A 17710-nucleotide genomic window follows, 5' to 3' on the forward strand; every position below is an offset into this window, starting at 1 on the left:
AGCATGAGCTATTCATTGGAACAATTACAGATGGCCTCGCGGCTGTTTTTTGATCTGCTTCGCCGGAAAGTAATTTCACTTGATGATCCCGCCGCAGCAGAATGCCTGCAAGATACCGGGGCGTACGATGCCCTGCAGTACCTGGCTAAGGAGGGAGGCTGCCGGATCATGAATTCCGGACACCGCCTGCATCTGCTGGTGAATCCGCTCGGCTCGGGATTTGCCACCAACTTCACCCAGCTGCGGAACAAATACTCCAGGGTTGAGCGTAAAACCCATCTACATATAATTAACGTTATTATTCTGGTATTTCTGGCAGAAATGGATCAGGATGAGCAGCATTTCAAGCCCGGGCAGGACAGCATGTCCTATATACAGATTGCTGACCAGGTATCTTCCTTGTTTCAGTCGTGGAATGACATGGATGAAGAAGGGACATTCAGCAAACAGTGGCGTCTGGATATACAGGCGATGTACAAGGTATGGACCAGTCTTTATATGCAGACCAAGAGCCAGGAGGACGGAGACTCTTTATCCAGAGGGTACGGCTCGCGGATCGGTCTGATCCATGAAGGGATGAAGCTGCTGGAGGATGAGCATCTGGTGTTCATTTCCGAGAATGAGAAGCGGATTTTCCCGCGCGAAGAATTATATGAACGAATGCGGTACCTGTATCACGATGTTGACCGTTATAAGGAACTGAAAGCTTTGATCGGCCGGACCTTGACGGAGAAAGAAGGGGAAGCCCATGCCACGCATTGAGCGTATCCGTATCGCCGGACTGAAGTATGAGAAGATGCTGAAGAAGTATGATGATATGGTCCTTGACCTCTGCAACGAGGAAGGACCGGCCAACACCCTGATCACCCTGATGAACGGCGGCGGAAAGGGCGTACTGCTGCAGTCTATTTTTCAATTGCTGATTCCCAAAGCCGCTTGGGGTAAAGATAACGAGAACCAGGTAGAGGCTTTCTTTCATAACCATAAAAAGCAGCTTAAGCCATATACCTTCCATGTCGCTATCGAGTGGAGGCTGGATAACGAAGAACGCAATGAATATATGACGACTGCTATTGCCATGACTGCCCACAGTTCCGTAGATCAGCTGGAGATCAAAGTAGACTATTTGCTCTACACCCTTATGGATTATGACGAGCATGCGGAGCTCACCCTTTCGACCCTGCCGCTCTATAATCAGTCAGAAGACGGACCGGCGAGTTTTGAAGCGATTCAGCAGTTTGTGCGCGAGCACCGCGGGGAGATTGTCCCGTTCGGCAGCAGCAATTCGGAACTCAAGAAATATTACAACTATCTGCAGGAACGGGACATTCATATCGGTGAGTGGCGTAATATGAAGAAAATTAACGGTGAAGAGGGGGGAATCAAGGGCTATTTTCAAAAAAATGATGCCTTCACGAACCAGAATCTGTTCGAGAAGCTGATTATTCCCGAGATCGGCTCCAGCCTAAACGAAGGCCTTCGCGAGGAAGACGGTTCGCTGCAGCGGATGTTCCTCGACGCGGCGACGGTCGCCCAGCGGCTGCCGATGCTGGAACAGCGGGAGAAGGCTTTTGCCGAATTCACTTCGCTGGCTGCGCCGCTCTATGAGCTGGTGAAGCAAGGAACGGAGGCCGAGCGGAGTTATCAGGAGTCTGAGCTGCAGGGGCGGCAGATTTTTACGGTCATCCATGATGAGCTTAAGATTGCCGAGGACAAGCGGCGTGAGCAAGCAGATGAACTGGTCCGCCTGCATCAGGAAGCCCGCCAGCTGCGGTTTGAGGCGGACAATCTGAACTATCTTCGCAGCAAAGATGAACATGACCGGAAGCAGGATGAGTTCAAGGGAATCAGTGACAATCAGGCAAGAGCACGCGCGCGGCTGGATGAATCGAAGGAGAAGGAAAAGCATCTGGAAGTGGCGTACTACTTAGCCAAACGCAAGGTTCATCTCCGTCAGATCGAGCAGTGGCAGAAGGAAATAGAAGCGATCGAAGGGTCGCTTGAGATGAAGGAACGGCAAGAGGTAATTAAGAGCGCCAAGGAAGAGCTGCGTATCCAGTGGGATAAGGTATCCCTGCTGTGGCAGAAGCAAATTTCCATCTTTGCTGCCCGCCAGCACGCCTTGTCGACAGAAGAGGCGGGACTGCAGAAAGAAAGAGAAAGCTTCCTGCTGGAGCTGGGCGGTCTGGATAACCGGATTAATGAGCTTACTAGCGCTATCCGGCAATTTACAGAGGAAACGGGCATCTTCACCTCGCGTCATGGACAAGAAGCTGCATCCGCTCCAGGCGCAGCACTTCAGCGGACGTTAATAGCTATAAACGGGATTGAAGGCAGTATCGGCGGACTCCAGGAACAACGCAAGCTTGCCGAGGCCCAGCGGTTCAGCCTGCACAAAGCTCATGCAGAGCTTAGCGTACAACTGAGTGCCCAGAATCAGCAAAGTGATGAGCTGAACAATCAGCTTGAAGTGCAGATGAACAAAGAATCACAGCTATGGTCACAACTGGTCGTGCTCCTTGAGCTATATGAAGAGCATCAGGTAATGGGCGTGGCAGCATTGTTTGAGGCCAAAGCAGTGATCCAGGAACGGTTTATCCGCAGACTGGATGATGCGGAGCAGCAGACGAAACGGCTTAGAAGAGCGTATTACCATCAGCAGATGGATGTTGAGCTGCAACAGGAAGCGTATTGGCTGCCAAATGCAGACGTTCTTACCGTGAAAGATACGTTGGATGCGCTAAAGATTACCTCCATGCTCGGCAGTTCTTTTCTCAATGACCTGTCTTATTTGAACCGCGAGGAAGAACTGGAACGCCATCCGCTGCTCCCGTACGGACTTATTGTTACGCAGCGTGAGGCGGATAAAATCCCGCCAGACGCAATGAAGGAAATCATCCTCAAATCTGCTGTGCCTGTCTTTATCCGTGAAGAAATGGCAGGGTCGGCAGTCGAGCCCTTCCGGCTGTTATCCAATCAGGGACCGCAGATGGTTCTGCAACCTGAGCGTTTCCAAGACTGGAAGCGCGGTATCGCTTCCCGGCTGAAGGAGCAGGAGGAAGAGCTGCAGGACGCAGAAAATTATCTCTCCAAGCTGAGATCTGCCCGCCAGGAGTTCGAGCGGCTGTACCAAGGCGAGCATACGATGAATCTCAGAGTTAAGCTGAGCACACTTGCACAACTCAGCGATGAGCTTGGCCGGAAGCTACACAGCCTGAACCATGAGATCAGCAGCAATGAAGAGGCTCTGGCAGGCATTCAGAAAGAACTGGTTCAGAATGAGCTGGAGCGGACCGGACTTGAACAAAGGGTGCTGGCGCTGCGCCAGTGGGAAGAACGGACGAAGAAGCAGGAGCAGGACTACAGGGACAAGCAGAGCGCTGTGGAACGCAAACAGGTTCTCAGCAAAGAGATTGCCGCCAAAGAGCAGGGGATTGTCCAGCTGAAAGCGGAAATGGACAGCACCGCACAACAGCGCGTGAATTGGATTGGAGATACCCGCTACTCCTTGTTCCCGAGGCTGCAAAGATGGTTCCCGGAGATTATTTTCCCGGGTGAACTTCTTCCTTCAGAGGGTTCCGGTTTGGAAGAGGAGGCGCTTGATCCTGAAGCTCAAAATTTACTCCAGCAGCTGCTCAGCACTGTGGAAAGTCTGCAGCAATCCTTAACGCAGAATGAGCTGGAAATCCGTACACGGGCGGGAAATATCAAACGGGCCGGTGAACAGCTTGCTGAGCTGGAATCCGCCGTCAATCAGGTAGATAATCAATGGAAGCATATAACGGAGCCTTCCGATTCTCCGGAAACCATTATGACAGCGAGAGCACGCCAAAAGAATGAGACGGCTAATCTGGATGAAGATTACCAGAACATTCGCGAATCCTTCATCCGCTGCCAGACGATTCTGGAGAACCTGCAGAAGGATCTGCGCAAAACCGAAAAAACAATTAAAGAAAAACACGAACGCCCGGTGGAAATCTGGCATGAATCCCTCGATGCTAAAGAAGCAGAGGTTAATACGCGCAACCGCGAAAACGAACATCTGCTGAACAGCTGCAAGCAGGCCTTATCTTCAATGGATCAGTGGATTCAAACGCTGGGTAATCAGAGCAAGATAATGGACACGCATGTTGAAGGCCGCACGCAGCTGCGGGAAGTGCCGGAAGAAATACAGCTGCGCGTGAGAGAAGATTGTGAGCCGCTGGTAGTCGATTGGCTGCTGCACAGCAAGAAAAGCCGCGGAGAGCGGACCGAAATCTCCCGCAAAGTGAAAGAAGAGAAATCTTCTTTAAGCAGTAAGCTAGCCAAATGCGGATGGAACAACGAACTGGAGACCAAGATTCAGGAGCGCCTTAATACCGTTCACTGGGATGATTTCTTTATTGCCCGCCAAGTGCTGGATTCTATGCTGCAGAGCTCGCAGGATCAGATTGAGAGCATCCGCAGCGACAAGGAAGGGATGGAGCTGTCCCGGAAGCTATGGGTCGGACGCGCCGCCAAACGGGTCGTGCAAATCGTTGATATTCTGAAGCGTATGGAACGGCGGATGATCATTCACAATGAGAATGGACATGCTTTTCCGCTGGTACGGCTGAATTATAAGAATATCACCGTTCCTAAGACTACTGAGGATATCGAACCGCTGGTCAGCGACTATTTTAACCGCTGCATCAGCAGCTTGCTGGAGAAATATCCGAAGATTGAGCAGGTTCCGGCAGCTGCAGTCAAGGATCTGATAAATGACGGGAAAATCGTGTATGCCGCGATGCAGAACCGCTTCCCGGTGCTTCAGGTGTATAAGCCGGTTACCGAGAACTACTTCCTCTATGCGGCCCCGGAAGAATTCCACTACTCTGACTGGGAGGTTATTAACCGCGGAGCACTGGATGAAGCTGTCGGCAGCGGCGGTCAGCGCCAATCCGTGCAGCTTCTGGTAGCGATGATGATCATGACGCATAAACGGGTTAACCGAGAGAACAAAGGCTGGACGGTTTTCTTATATGACAATCCGTTCGGCGAGATGGTCTCTAACAACGTGCTTGATCCGGTATTTGAGATCTCCAAAGCTTTGAGGTTCCAGTGGCTGATTGTCACGCCGCCGGAGCTGGTTAAGAATGATGTCAGTGTTCGTTTCGGCGTATACTGGCAGCTGTATTTTGGCGGCGATAAGGGAGAAATGCTGGAGTCCACACTCGTGAAAGGCGGAAGAAAGCTGATCCCGGCTTCGCTGTTCTAAATTTAACATATACAAAATATCAAATAGAACCAGTCTACCAGGCTCATACCTGGCAGGCGGGTTCTATTTTTTATGGATGTGATTTTAGATCATTCGGGAGACTATTAACTCATACTAGTGTTCTTCATCGCATAGAATCTATTATCTAGCTAATCAAGTAATAACATCGGGCAGGGGGATTCAGATGAATCAGAAGATTATCAAAATAGTATTTATCACCATGCTGCTGAGTATGCTGCTGCCGGTGCTGAGCTGGGCAAAACCAGCTGTACCGGAGCCTACGGAATCGTTCTACGTCAATGATTTTGCCAATGTAATTGACATTAAGGCCGAGAACTATATGGTCAATTACGGAGTAAAGCTGCACCAGGAGACCGGAGCACAGGTGGTGCTGGTTACGGTTGATTCCACGGGAGGGGCTTCAATGGAAGAGTATGCGACCATGCTGTTCAACAGCTGGGGCATTGGTGCGGTGGATAAGAACAACGGAGTCCTGCTACTGCTCTCGGTCAAAGATAATAAATATTGGGCACTGCGGGGCGACGGGCTAGAGAGCACCTTAACGGATAGCGCCTTGTCACAGATTCTCTCGGAGTCACTAGAGCCTGACTTTGCGGACAAAAATTACGCTGCCGGCGCGCGGAAAACCTATGGTGCACTTATTGAACATCTGGGCGGGGTTTGGAAAGAGCCGCTCGGGAGCGGGAATTATGTGGCCGACAACGCCAGAGTACTTCCGCAGGTAACCAGGCTGTATCTCAACCAGTCCAGTAACCTTTATAAAACCACGACCGGAAGCGGCATTTACATCGTAACGGTGAAGAATTCCGGGGGGCTCAGCCTGCAGGATTACACATACGCGAAATTTGCATCCATAGGTGCCGGTTCCAGGGATGTGCTTCTGGTGCTGGATATCGAAGGCGACAACTATCATGTGCTGCAGGGAAGAAATGTAGACATGACGCTGACGAATGAGCTTATTAGAGGTATTCTGGACAAGCTGCTGGAACCGCAATTTGCCAGCAAAAAATACGCTGCAGGTGTCACAGCAACGGCAAATGAATTTTACAGCTTTTTTCTCGCCAGAGCAGATCACAGTCCGGAAATAGCTACAACAGCCTCCGTTACAGCTGTTACAGCGTCGTCAGATAATCCCTTAAACAACGGAACTGATAAACCGGCGGTGTCGGCAGCTGCTATATCGGTAACGAAGCCGGCCTCATTAAGTAAGGGGCTGACGATTATCGCATTATTCCTAATCCTTATCGTATTGATCGCCACAGCGGTGTCACGCCGCAACCAATATAACTAGAGCATCAGAACCCTCTTTTCTAAGAGGGTTTACTTTATTTTACAAGTTATGGATCACAGAGTTAAAAAACTGAAACCTTTACTTCCGAGATATCGTCTATCATGGGAAGATATGATTCTATCATGATTTCCATTATATGCATTCCCAGGGAGGAAGAAAGAAGTGAGTACTTCATCATTACCCCAGCGTTCAAACGTACGAAAGAACAAAAAACCTGTCCGCAAACGCAAGAAAAAAAGCTTTCTGCGCAGACTCACAAGAGTCTTCATGTTCTTTATACTGTTGATGATTGCAGCCGGAGGCTGGCTCTATTTTGCACCCTCTGCGCATAATCTCCGTTATTTGATCGCAGACACATTGATTACGACACAACACCGCTATATGGCGAAATATATTATTGGTGAAGATGAGCTGAAGAATCGGGTGGCCGAGTACAATCAACGTTTTGTACATATGGGCGACGAGAAGGATACCCATACGATTGCAACCCCTGCACCTGAAGTTGAAGCAGAAAAGCCGTTGGTCGAGATTGAGAAGGTGTCAGGGACTAGTTATACAGGTTATGTAATGACGGTCAACGATCCTACGAAGGTCCGGTTAGGTGTTCCGGGCAAAATCGGCTCCGGCGAGAAAGTATCCAGTATGGTGAAGCGTACCGGGGCTATTGCCGGAGTGAATGGCGGAGGTTTTGCCGACCCGAACTGGAAGGGTAACGGATTTAAACCGATCGGGCTGGTCGTTTCGCAGGGGAAGTTATTCTATAATAGCCTTGGCGGAAAGAAATCGACACAGATTGTAGGCCTGGATAAGCAGGGCAAAATGATCGCAGGTAACTATTCGCTGGAAGAGCTGAGTAAGCTTGGCGTGCAGGAAGCCGTATCTTTTCAGCCGCGGATTATCGTCAATGGCAAGGGCTTGATCAAGAATGCAGCCGAAGGCTGGGGAATTGCCCCAAGAACAGCTATGGGCCAGCGTGAGGATGGGGCGCTGCTGTTTGTTGTCATCGACGGCCGACAGCCCGGCTATAGCATTGGTGCGAACCTCTATGATGTCCAACAGATAATGCTGAAGCATGGTGCGGTAATTGCCGCAAATTTGGACGGCGGATCATCGACGGTACTGGTCAAGGATAATGAAATTGTTAATAAACCTTCTTCGAAATATGGCGAACGCTATCTGCCTACTGCATTTCTCGTTTTTGAGCATCCGGAGCAGGCACAGATTGCGAATATTTGGGAAGGGCTTGATCCTTCGCAGATCGATGCTGCCAAGAAGCGGACACAGTAACAATAGATTTTAAGAGAGCAGTAGACGTAGTACAGCAAGTAAGGATATGCTAATAAAATAACTAGATACACACAGGGCCACAGCCTTTGATTAGAGGGGGAACAGGATTGACATTGCAGCAGCTCCGCTACGCCATTGAGATTGCCAACAGCGGCTCTATGAACGAAGCGGCCAAACGGCTTTTTGTGTCACAGCCCAGTCTCTCCAATGCCATCAAGGAACTGGAGAGCGAGCTGGGAATCACGATTTTTGAACGGACCAACCGGGGAATCAGCATTTCAGCGGAAGGTATGGAGTTCTTGGGCTATGCAAGGCAAATTATTGAGCAGACCGAGTTCATGGAGAACCGGTATACCGGCAAGAAACGCAGCCCGGTGTATTTTTCCGTGTCCACCCAGCATTATGCTTTTGTCGTCGATGCTTTTGTGCGCCTGATGAAGGAACGCAATGTGTCGGAATATAATTTCAGCCTGCGGGAGACACAAACCTACGAAGTTATTGAGGATGTACGGACACTCCGCAGTGATCTCGGGATTCTGTATATTAACGAAAGCAACTATAAAGTAATGAATAAGCTGTTCAGCGACGGGAACCTCAAATTCACCCCGCTGTTCAACACGAATCCACATGTTTACGTTAGAGCCGGACATCCGCTGGCCGCTAAGGAAACCCTTATCCTGGATGACATACTCCCGTTTCCGTATATTACCTTTGAACAGGGAGATAACAATTCTTTGCACTATTCAGAGGAAATGCTTAGCTTTACCCAGATTGAGAAGAATATAAAGGTAACCGACCGGGCAACACTTACGAACCTGCTGCTAGGCACCGATTCATATACAATAGGTACAGGTATCATGGCTTCTGAATTGAACGGCAACGGGCTGGTGACCATTCCTTATGACAGTAATGAAGTGTTTACCGTCGGCTGGATTACTCATAAGGACCGCAAACCGAGTGAAATCATGTCGAGCTATATCGAACTATTAAATGATCTGGTCGCTAGCAATTACTTCGACTTGAATCAATTCTTATTATAACAGCAGGAGGGACGTATGATCAGTCCAATAACCGGTTCCGCCAGAAATGCTCCGCCCTTTCGTTATGACATCGTCGGCAGCTTCCTGCGCAGTGACGAAATCAAGGCAGCCCGCAGCAGGTATGAACAGGGCGAGATTACAACTGTACAGCTTCAGGAAATAGAGGACAGGGAAATTGCTGAGCTGCTAAAGCATGAAAAGGCTTTGGGCCTCAAGGCAGTTACCGATGGGGAATTCCGCCGTTCGTGGTGGCATCTTGATTTCTTCCTGGGGATAAAAGGGACTCAAAAAATCATCCTCAATCAGGGCAGCGGCTCCAAGGAAAGTACTCAGCGGGCCGAGAGCTTTAAGATCACCGGCAAAATCGCGTTTGAAGATCATCCGATGATTGCCCATTTTATGCAGCTGCAGCAGATGGCAGGAGAGACGCTGGCCAAAATGACGATTCCGGCCCCGTCCTTATTCCATTTCGTGCAGGATTATAACGGTAATGAAATATATCCCGATCAGCAGCTGCTGTATCAGGACATTATTACGGTATATAAGGCTGCAATTCAAGCCTTCTATGATGCAGGGTGCCGTTACCTGCAGCTGGATGATACCACCTGGGGTACACTTTCCAGCGGCAGACACCGGGCCCATCTCCGCAGCAGGGGAGTCGATCCGGAGCAGCTTGCTAAGGATTATGTGCGTCTCATTAACGAGAGTATTGCCGTCAGACCAGAGGATATGACGATCGCGCTGCATGTGTGCCGCGGCAACTTCCGGTCTACCTGGTTTGCAGCGGGCGGTTATGAGCCGGTTGCCGAAGTGCTGTTCGGCGAGACGCAGGTCGATGCTTTTTTCCTTGAATATGACAATGAACGTTCCGGAGACTTCGCTCCGCTGCGGTATATCCGTGACCAGTTTGTAGTGCTTGGCCTGGTTACCACCAAACATGGGGGGCTGGAGAGCAAGGAGCAGCTAAAGCTGAGGATTGCCGAAGCTGCCCAATATGTGAATATCGAGAAGCTGTGCCTCAGCCCGCAATGCGGTTTTGCTTCGACGGAGGAAGGGAACATCCTGACGGAGGAAGAGCAGTGGGATAAGATCCGGCTGGTCGTTGAGACGGCGAATGAAGTTTGGGTTTAGAGAGAATAAACTATTAGTTTAGATTCAGTGTCAGTCGCTACTGCGAGGAATGTTTGGACTTCCGGCCGCTGTTGTCTTCCGATTTCTTGATTTATACTGCTGCTGCGGTTGAAATCCGAAGACAAAGGCGGACGCTGGCGCTCCTACAGTTCCAAAATTCCTCTCCGTCACTCCTTTTCTTCATCTTAGGCTTTAAAGCTTATTCTATGAAGTACGTGTTGCAAGGCAGATTTCAAGCAGTCTTATGACTTCGCCATCTATTAGTTCTTCACTGACCTTTTTGAAGCCCAAGGATGCATACAGCCTATCAGCAATATGGTTATTGGGACGGTGTCCAATCATTATTCTTGTGCAGCAAAACTGCTGCATGAATTCAATCAGCATCTTCAATGCTGCCTTGCCGTAACCTTTACCCTGATGTATCTCATCAATCATTAGGGCTGGAATCCAGTAGTTGCCATCATTATCCGGCTTCGTACAATATACGATAAATCCGACCAATTCATCCTTCCAATAAATCGCACGCAGTTCAAACTCATCCGCATATTTAGATTCTGCAATCCAATAGACCACCGGTGCCGGAAAAACACTTAGCTGCTCCGGGTTAACTTTAAGCTGTGTACATGCGTACCAATTGTCAACAGTAATGGGACTTATAGCAATTGTCATTATTAATTCCTCCGAATCTCATTCGTAGAGGAATTAATCCTCTACGGTTAACTTTGTAAACCTCTTATCACCAACATAGTTCGGCTATTCTTCATACCACATCACTCCTTTCAATAGTTAGCAAAGCTTTTGTTTGCACCCGCTACTGTGAAGCCTCAGACGCTGCGTTTTCATCGCATCCTCTATCTGTTACATAATTCTCAATGCTCCATATCCCCAGCTTGGTTTCCCGTGCTTTCTTCTCTATAGCCTTGAATTCATTTTCGAACTCAATATCCGGCGGAAAAACAGCAACTCTGGCAAACCCCTTTTCCAGCAACAGCTCATTGATCATCTTGTCTCCTACATAGGCATAAGCCAGCAGACGGCCATATTGATCGCGTTCCGACTTGTCAAATTCCAGGTGTACCTTTTGGTTTTGGAGAAGCTCATTAGCGTATTCACGAGCTTTCTGACCGTATGGCTCAGGGTGCTGCCCAATTTCCGGTGTATCAATCAGAAGGAGCCGCACCTTATCCGTTTCGCCATCCTCCATTTTGATTCTGAACGTATCTCCGTCGATTACAGAGGTGACCTCGGCATCGATATGCAATATGGCTTTGTAGATAAAGGTGCCTATAACATCGTAATCATCGTTAGAATCTAGTTTGGCATAGACTTCCTCTAACGCTGAGGTCTTGGGCACTATAATAACAAATAAAGCGAAAGTAACCACTATAGCAAGAAGCGAGTACATGGTTACACGCTTGCGGGTTCTCTTGGCCGGATTGTCCCAACGGAGGATGAATGACGGATTTATAAGTCCGATGATCCATATGAAGACGAAGATAACAGAAAGAAGTAAAAAGAATAAAGCGGTATATTCCCGTAGATGCATCAGCTTAGTAACTCCTTTTATACATTTTGAAGTTAGTCTAGCAGAAAAAAAAGAATTACTGAATATAAAAGCTAATTTGATAAATTCTCTTCCTTACGGAGCGCTAGCGTCCGCCTGTAAGCTTTCCGCAGAAAAGCTCACTTCGGAAGCATAGGCTAGGTTTGGATTTCTACCGCACTAAACAATAAACTTTATTTACATAAAGTCCCAAATCATATATTGTTTTAGCAGGAGGGATGACATGGATAATATTGTTGAACGACAGCCTGTACATAATTATACAAAAAGAAGGTTTAGGAACTTCCTGCTTATTCTTGGCTTATTTCTGGTGGCACTTGCTGTATTGAATCCGACTAGAGAGGACTTTTCCGAATTTGCTGCGGATGACTTGCATGACAAGCTGGGGGACTGGTTGCCGGGCGGGGCTACAGATATGCTGGCCAGACCACTGCTGAACTCGATTGCGGAAAGGGATAATTATATCTTGTTCTCTGTTTACAGTATCCCGGACATCAAAGACGGTAAAACATTTATTTCAGATATCCAGGCGGAGAAGAAGTATCTGGGACTATTCAAAAGATTCTTCTTCGAACTTTAACTTGAAAAGCCCGGAAATCCATGTTTAAATAATCTTAATTGATTTTAATTGTATATGAAAAGCGATGAAGAGAAGAGTACTTAAGATAACGTTGTTCCCAGAGAGCTCCAGGGTGGTGAGATGGAGCAGCAATGTGCTTAACGAATAAAGTCTCTGAGCTGCATACGGAATTGGGCTAGGCAATATAGCTCAAGGATGGTATGACGGGATCTCCCGTTACAGAGATAGGGTATAAGCGTAATGGCCGTACCTGAAGAGGCGGGCCTGGCAACATGTTCGTGAACAGAGGTGGTACCACGACGCTATTCATAGCTCTCGTCCTCAAGATAACAATCTTGAGGGCGGGAGCTTTTTTGTTTTTCCAATACTAAAGACAGAGGAGCGTTAACATGCATTGGGCACAAAAATACGCAAACGATTTAATCCAAAACCATCCTGAGCGCCAGACCTTTGTATGCGCATCAGGGATCAGCCCTTCGGGTTCGGTGCATATCGGGAACTTTCGGGAGATCGTCACAACATACTTCGTCACGCAGGCATTGAAGAAATCCGGCAAAGAGGTGCGGTTTATTTTCTCCTGGGATGATTTCGACCGGTTCCGCAAGGTTCCGGCTCAGCTGGATCTTTCTTATGAACAATATATCGGATTGCCTTATACCAAGGTTCCTTGTCCCTGCGGAAGTCATACCTCTTATGCGGAGCATTATGAACAGGAATTTGAACAGGCTTTGGCAGCCTTCGGGATCGTTCCCGAGTTCATTTATCAGAGCCGCGAGTATCAATCGCTCCGGTATAATCCGGCTATTCTGCACGCGCTGCGCAATAGAGCAGAAATTTACGATATTCTGATGATGTTCAAAACCGGAAAAGCAACGGAGGAGGCACGGGCAGCCTTTTATCCGGTACAGGTGTACTGTGAGCGCTGCGGTAAAGATACAACCAGTGTCCATGCTTTTGACGAAGATTCAAAAAACATTATCTATAGCTGCAAATGCGGCTGTTATAATACGCTGTACGTTCCAGAAGCGGCGAATATCAAATTACACTGGAAAATCGACTGGCCGATGCGCTGGGGAATGGAGCAGGTCGTGTTCGAGCCGGGAGGCCGGGACCACTCCTCTGAAACGGGCAGCTATAATGTCGCCAAGGTGATCTCGGAGAGAATCTTCGGGAATCAGCCACCGTATTACGTACCTTATGAATTCATCAGCATCAAAGGCAGTCATGCCAAAATGTCCAGCTCTTCCGGCCATAATTACACGCCTGCCGACCTGCTCGAGGTGTATGGGCCGGAGCCGATCATGTTCCTGTTTGCCAAATATCATCCGAATACCGCTTTTAGTATTGGGCTTGATGAGGATGTTCTGCGCAATTACACAGAATTCGAAAGATACCGCAAAGCATATGATGCCGGAACGCTGACTGACGATGATTTACGCGCAGCCATGGAACGTTCACTTATGCAGGTTACCGAACCTCATGCACCAAGCTTTAGTCAGGTATCCAGTCTGCTGCCGCTGATTAATTTTGACAGCAGAGTCCTGCAGGAGCTGCTTCGGCAAGGCGGTGAGGATTACTCGGATGAGATCATTCAGGCAACGGCAGCACGGGCCGGACATTGGATCAGACAGTTTGTTCCGCAGAGGTTAGTTGCGGTGAACGAAAGCCCGGACACAGCTTTGTATAATACGCTTGAAGCTGTTGAGCAAGAGTGGATTAACGCTTTTTGCGGCTTGTTGAGAGAAGAAGAATTAGAGGAAGAGGTGTTCATGAGACGAGTTTACGCCATTTGTCACCATGATGACAAAAAGATGATGAGAAGCAATCAGAAACGGCTGTTTGCCCTGATATATCAGCTTGTTCTGCATCAGTCAGAAGGACCGAGGATTCCTGCTCTGATCCAGGCTGTAGGAACGGAACATCTGCTCAGTCTGCTGGACTTTACGGGATCGTCCCGGGAGAGGTATAATAGAACGGACTGTTTATAATTAATGTTGGAAAGTGAGCGGAACACTATGGGTCGTAAATGGAATAATATTAAAGAAAAGAAAGCATCCAAGGATGCCAATACTAGTAAGATCTATGCCAAGTTTGGTGTTGAGATTTATGTAGCAGCCAAGAAAGGTGAGCCGGATCCGGAGTCGAACCGTGCACTTAAGGTCGTTCTGGAGCGTGCCAAAACGTATAATGTACCTAAAGCTATCATCGACCGTGCGCTGGAGAAAGCCAAAGGCAGCGGCGACGAAAATTATGTTGAGCTGCGTTATGAAGGCTTCGGTCCAAGCGGTTCGATGATCATCATCGATGCATTGACCAATAATGTGAACCGTACAGCACCGCTTGTGCGTTCCGCATTCAGCAAAAACGGCGGAAACATGGGAGTCAGCGGTTCAGTAACGTATATGTTTGACACCACGGCTGTTATCGGACTTGAAGGCAAATCTGCCGAAGAAGTTATGGAACTGCTGATCGAAGCGGACGTAGATGTGCGCGATGTGCTGGAAGAGGATGAGGCGGTTATCGTTTATGCCGAGCCTGACCAGTTCCATGCGGTTCAGGAAGTCTTGCGCGGAGCCGGTATTACCGACTTCACCGTAGCAGAACTGACAATGCTGCCGCAGAACTATGTAACCCTTCCGGAAGATGCCGAAGCCCAATTCGAGAAGCTGATCGATGCTCTGGAAGAACTCGATGATGTACAGCAGGTATATCACAACGTCGATTCCGAAGAATAGAGAGAATAATTCTGGCTGCGGATTGCCACAATAAGCTGAACCATTAAGTTTACACTTAAGGAGGCAGCACAGTGACAAATGACTATAAACCGGACAAGAACCTGATCAACACCGTCGAGGAGCTGGATCAAACGCCGGTTACCAACCAGCAGGCCCAGCAAATGGAGCAGAAGAAGCTCGATGTCCGCAAGGAAGCTCTAATGGATGATAAGACGACTTATAAGAAGAATGAACAGAACACTTATAAGTGACACTTCCGCTATAGAGGGAGTAAGAGAGCGGCAGGAGATGATCCTGCTGCTTTTTTATTGAGGCTGGAAAATACATAGCAGGAGGATTTAAGTAAGCATGGACCATATAAGTACAGATATGATCATTGTTCTGGTGGTTTGCGGTTTTTTGGCCGGATTCATAGATTCTGTAGTAGGGGGCGGAGGGCTGATCTCAATTCCGGCCTTGCTGTCCGCAGGCATTCCCCTTCATCTGCTGCTTGGCAGCAACAAATTGGCCGGTACGTTGTGTTCGTTTACCAGCACCGCTTCGTTTGTCCGTTCGGGGAAAATCAACTTTCAGCTGCTTAAGCTGCTCATTCCCTTTTCAATAATTGGGGCAGTGGCAGGCTCATTTACCGTTAGGCAAGTACCCTCGGAGTTTCTGAAGCCGCTCGTCATTATTATGCTCGTTGTGATTACGATCTACACGCTATTCAAAAAATCATGGGGTGATGTGTCCACCTTCTCCGGCAGCAGCAAAAAAACACGCTTGACCGGTGTTGTTGTGGCGCTCGTTATCGGGTTTTATGACGGATTTTTTGGTCCGGGTACCGGATCGTTTCTGATCTTTGCTTTTCTGATGCTGGGCTTTGAGTTTGTAACTGCTGCAGGCAATGCCAAGGTTCTGAACTTTGCCAGTAATATCTCCAGTCTGCTCACGTTTATCGCGCTAGGTTCTGTCAGCTTTTATTATGGTTTGCTGCTGGGTGTTCCAATGGTAGCTGGTGCGGTTATTGGGTCGAAGGTAGCGATCCGCAAGGGAGCCGGCTACATCAGGCCGCTGTTCATAACAGTGACTGTAATCTTGATCGGCAAGCAAATTTGGGATACGATTCACTAAAGACACACTCTAGCTGAGGTGATGGATAGAATGAAGATCACGCTAATACATAAAGAAGCGGCCTGGCTGCTAAGACACCAGGTCATGTGGCCGGAGCGTGAGCTGGACTACGTGAAGCTGGAGGATGACGATGCCGGGTTACATTACGGACTGTTCGAAGGTGAACAGCTGATATCTGTAGTCTCACTGTTTATATGCGGTGACGAAGCTCAATTCCGCAAATTTGCCACCCTGGAATCACAGCAAGGCAAAGGGTACGGGAGCAGACTGCTGCAGCATGTGCTGAACGAAGCGGCAAGCTCTGGGGTGAAGCGGATTTATTGTAACGCCAGAAGCCATAAAGCAGCCTTTTATCATAGGTTCGGATTGACTATTACAGACCGGACTTTCACTAAAGGCGGAAAAGACTATATTATTATGGAACGTTTCTTCGGTGCATCCGGAGAGGTAGAGAGAAACGGAGTGAAACAGATAAATGACTAATAAGTTATATTACGAATCTGCATATATCAGGGAATGGGAGACCGAGGTCAGCCGGATCGTGGAGAAGGAGGACGGGCTCTACCTGATTTTGAAGGATACAGCTTTCTATCCGCATGGCGGTGGGCAACCCTGCGATACAGGATTTATTAATGATATTCCTGTGCTGGATGTCATTTTGGAGGATGAAGAAGTACTCCATAAGGTTGAGAGCCTGCCTGCGGGGGATGGGGTAAGCTGCCGGATCGACTGGGAGAAGAGATTGGATCACATGCAGCAGCACAGCGGCCAGCATCTGTTATCAGCCATGTTCCTTGAGCTATGTCAGGCGATGACCTTGAGCTTCCACCTGGGGAACGATTATGCGACAATCGATATCGAACTTCCGGAGCTGTCTGCGGAACGGATGCTTGAGGTAGAGGCAGATGTTAACCGGCAAATCTATCTGAACCGCAGCATCACCAGTTATATAGTCAATGAGGAAGAATTAGCCCGCCTGCCGCTGGTGAAACAGCCCAAAGTAACGGAGAACATCCGGATCGTGAAGATCGAAGGGATTGAGTATAACGCCTGCGGGGGAACTCATGTCTCCTCTACAGGCGCCATCGGCATGATTAAGCTGCTTAGATCTGAGAAACAGAAGGGTAATATTCGTGTTACCTTTAAGTGCGGAGGGCGTGCACTGGAGGAATTCAATAGCAATGCCCGCATCCTTAACGCCTTGTCCGTGAAATTCAATACCGGCAAGGATGAAATTATGGACCGGATTGAGAAGTGGGAGCAGGAGCAGAAGCTGCTTCAAGCGGAGCTCACGGCCCTTAAAGAGCAGTACGACGGCTATGTCGCGGCTGAGCTGTTATCAGCGCAGGAGCCAGGGAGCGTGATCGTCGCGCAGGTTTTTGAGCAGAGGTCACTTAAAGATCTGCAGAGTCTGGCGGTTAAGCTGACGGCGCTCACGGACTTGCCGGTGCTTCTGTTGTCAGCTGCTGAGAATAAAGTGGTGTTTGCCCATAGCGGAAGTGCCAGGCTGTCCTGCGGAGCCTTTTTCAAAGCCAACTTAGGCGAGTTCCAGGGAAAAGGCGGAGGCAGTGACAAGATGGCTCAAGCAGGCTTTCCTACCTGGGAGCAGGCCTTGGCATTCTATGAATTTGCAAAACGGCAATAGCACCTGAGCAACATTGTTCTCGGTACACTTGTCCGGATCACTACAAAAGAACCTGAGTCCTCCAATA

At 48.7% G+C, this 17710-nt stretch carries 15 protein-coding genes and 1 other annotated feature; of the genes, 13 read left to right on the forward strand and 2 right to left on the reverse strand.

What is annotated here, in order from left to right:
• Window positions 1–3 precede the first annotated feature (3 nt).
• The 6 genes from QU597_RS13860 (at window position 4) to QU597_RS13885 (ending at window position 10006) form a co-directional block, all read left to right on the forward strand.
• Window positions 4–762 carry a DUF6063 family protein gene (locus tag QU597_RS13860; RefSeq protein WP_310833150.1) on the forward strand — a complete coding sequence of 253 codons (759 nt, stop codon included), beginning with the start codon at window positions 4–6 and terminating at the stop codon, window positions 760–762.
• Entirely contained in the window at window positions 749–5236 is a 4488-nt protein-coding gene (locus tag QU597_RS13865) for a coiled-coil domain-containing protein (protein WP_310833151.1), read from the forward strand. The genes QU597_RS13860 and QU597_RS13865 overlap by 14 nt, the downstream gene beginning before the upstream one ends.
• A gap of 184 nt (window positions 5237–5420) precedes the next feature.
• Window positions 5421–6548 carry a TPM domain-containing protein gene (locus QU597_RS13870; protein ID WP_310833152.1) on the forward strand — a complete coding sequence of 376 codons (1128 nt, stop codon included), beginning with the start codon at window positions 5421–5423 and terminating at the stop codon, window positions 6546–6548.
• Window positions 6549–6710: 162 nt separating this feature from the next.
• Window positions 6711–7835: a phosphodiester glycosidase family protein gene (locus tag QU597_RS13875; protein ID WP_310833153.1), complete on the forward strand. Its 1125-nt coding sequence runs from the start codon at window positions 6711–6713 to the stop codon at window positions 7833–7835.
• Between the two features lie 107 nt (window positions 7836–7942).
• Window positions 7943–8875 (forward strand): LysR family transcriptional regulator, encoded by a 933-nt coding sequence (locus tag QU597_RS13880; RefSeq protein WP_310833154.1) that lies wholly within the window; start codon window positions 7943–7945, stop codon window positions 8873–8875.
• A gap of 15 nt (window positions 8876–8890) precedes the next feature.
• Window positions 8891–10006, forward strand: coding sequence for a 5-methyltetrahydropteroyltriglutamate--homocysteine S-methyltransferase (locus QU597_RS13885; protein WP_310833155.1), 1116 nt, complete (start codon window positions 8891–8893; stop codon window positions 10004–10006).
• Window positions 10007–10210: 204 nt separating this feature from the next.
• Here QU597_RS13885 and QU597_RS13890 read toward each other — a convergent pair whose 3' ends face one another.
• Both QU597_RS13890 and QU597_RS13895 read right to left on the reverse strand, forming a co-directional pair.
• Window positions 10211–10675 carry a GNAT family N-acetyltransferase gene (locus QU597_RS13890; RefSeq protein WP_310833156.1) on the reverse strand — a complete coding sequence of 155 codons (465 nt, stop codon included), beginning with the start codon at window positions 10673–10675 and terminating at the stop codon, window positions 10211–10213.
• 142 nt (window positions 10676–10817) lie between these two features.
• Entirely contained in the window at window positions 10818–11552 is a 735-nt protein-coding gene (locus QU597_RS13895; protein WP_310833157.1) for a thermonuclease family protein, read from the reverse strand.
• Window positions 11553–11793: 241 nt separating this feature from the next.
• On the opposite strand from QU597_RS13895, the gene QU597_RS13900 reads away from it, so the two are divergent.
• The 7 genes from QU597_RS13900 to QU597_RS13930 all read left to right on the forward strand — a co-directional run bounded on the left by QU597_RS13900 (window position 11794) and on the right by QU597_RS13930 (window position 17643).
• A complete protein-coding gene (locus tag QU597_RS13900) occupies window positions 11794–12150 on the forward strand; it encodes a hypothetical protein (RefSeq protein ID WP_310833158.1) in 357 nt (118 codons plus the stop codon).
• 55 nt (window positions 12151–12205) lie between these two features.
• Window positions 12206–12476, forward strand: a binding site (T-box leader).
• Window positions 12477–12539: 63 nt separating this feature from the next.
• Entirely contained in the window at window positions 12540–14138 is a 1599-nt protein-coding gene (gene lysS, locus QU597_RS13905; RefSeq protein ID WP_310833159.1) for a lysine--tRNA ligase, read from the forward strand.
• Between the two features lie 27 nt (window positions 14139–14165).
• Window positions 14166–14885, forward strand: a complete 720-nt coding sequence (locus QU597_RS13910) for a YebC/PmpR family DNA-binding transcriptional regulator (protein WP_054942064.1) — start codon at window positions 14166–14168, stop codon at window positions 14883–14885.
• 71 nt (window positions 14886–14956) lie between these two features.
• Window positions 14957–15136 carry a hypothetical protein gene (locus QU597_RS13915; RefSeq protein WP_310833160.1) on the forward strand — a complete coding sequence of 60 codons (180 nt, stop codon included), beginning with the start codon at window positions 14957–14959 and terminating at the stop codon, window positions 15134–15136.
• 97 nt (window positions 15137–15233) lie between these two features.
• On the forward strand, window positions 15234–15998 hold the full coding sequence (locus QU597_RS13920) for a TSUP family transporter (protein WP_310833161.1): 765 nt from the start codon (window positions 15234–15236) through the stop codon (window positions 15996–15998).
• Window positions 15999–16028: 30 nt separating this feature from the next.
• A complete protein-coding gene (locus tag QU597_RS13925; RefSeq protein WP_310833162.1) occupies window positions 16029–16481 on the forward strand; it encodes a GNAT family N-acetyltransferase in 453 nt (150 codons plus the stop codon).
• Entirely contained in the window at window positions 16474–17643 is a 1170-nt protein-coding gene (locus tag QU597_RS13930; RefSeq protein ID WP_310833163.1) for an alanyl-tRNA editing protein, read from the forward strand. Before QU597_RS13925 ends, QU597_RS13930 begins: the two co-directional genes overlap by 8 nt.
• The last annotated feature ends 67 nt before the right edge of the window (window positions 17644–17710 follow it).

It is taken from the genome of Paenibacillus pedocola (assembly GCF_031599675.1).
Classification (GTDB): Bacteria; Bacillota; Bacilli; order Paenibacillales; family Paenibacillaceae; genus Paenibacillus_AQ; species Paenibacillus_AQ pedocola.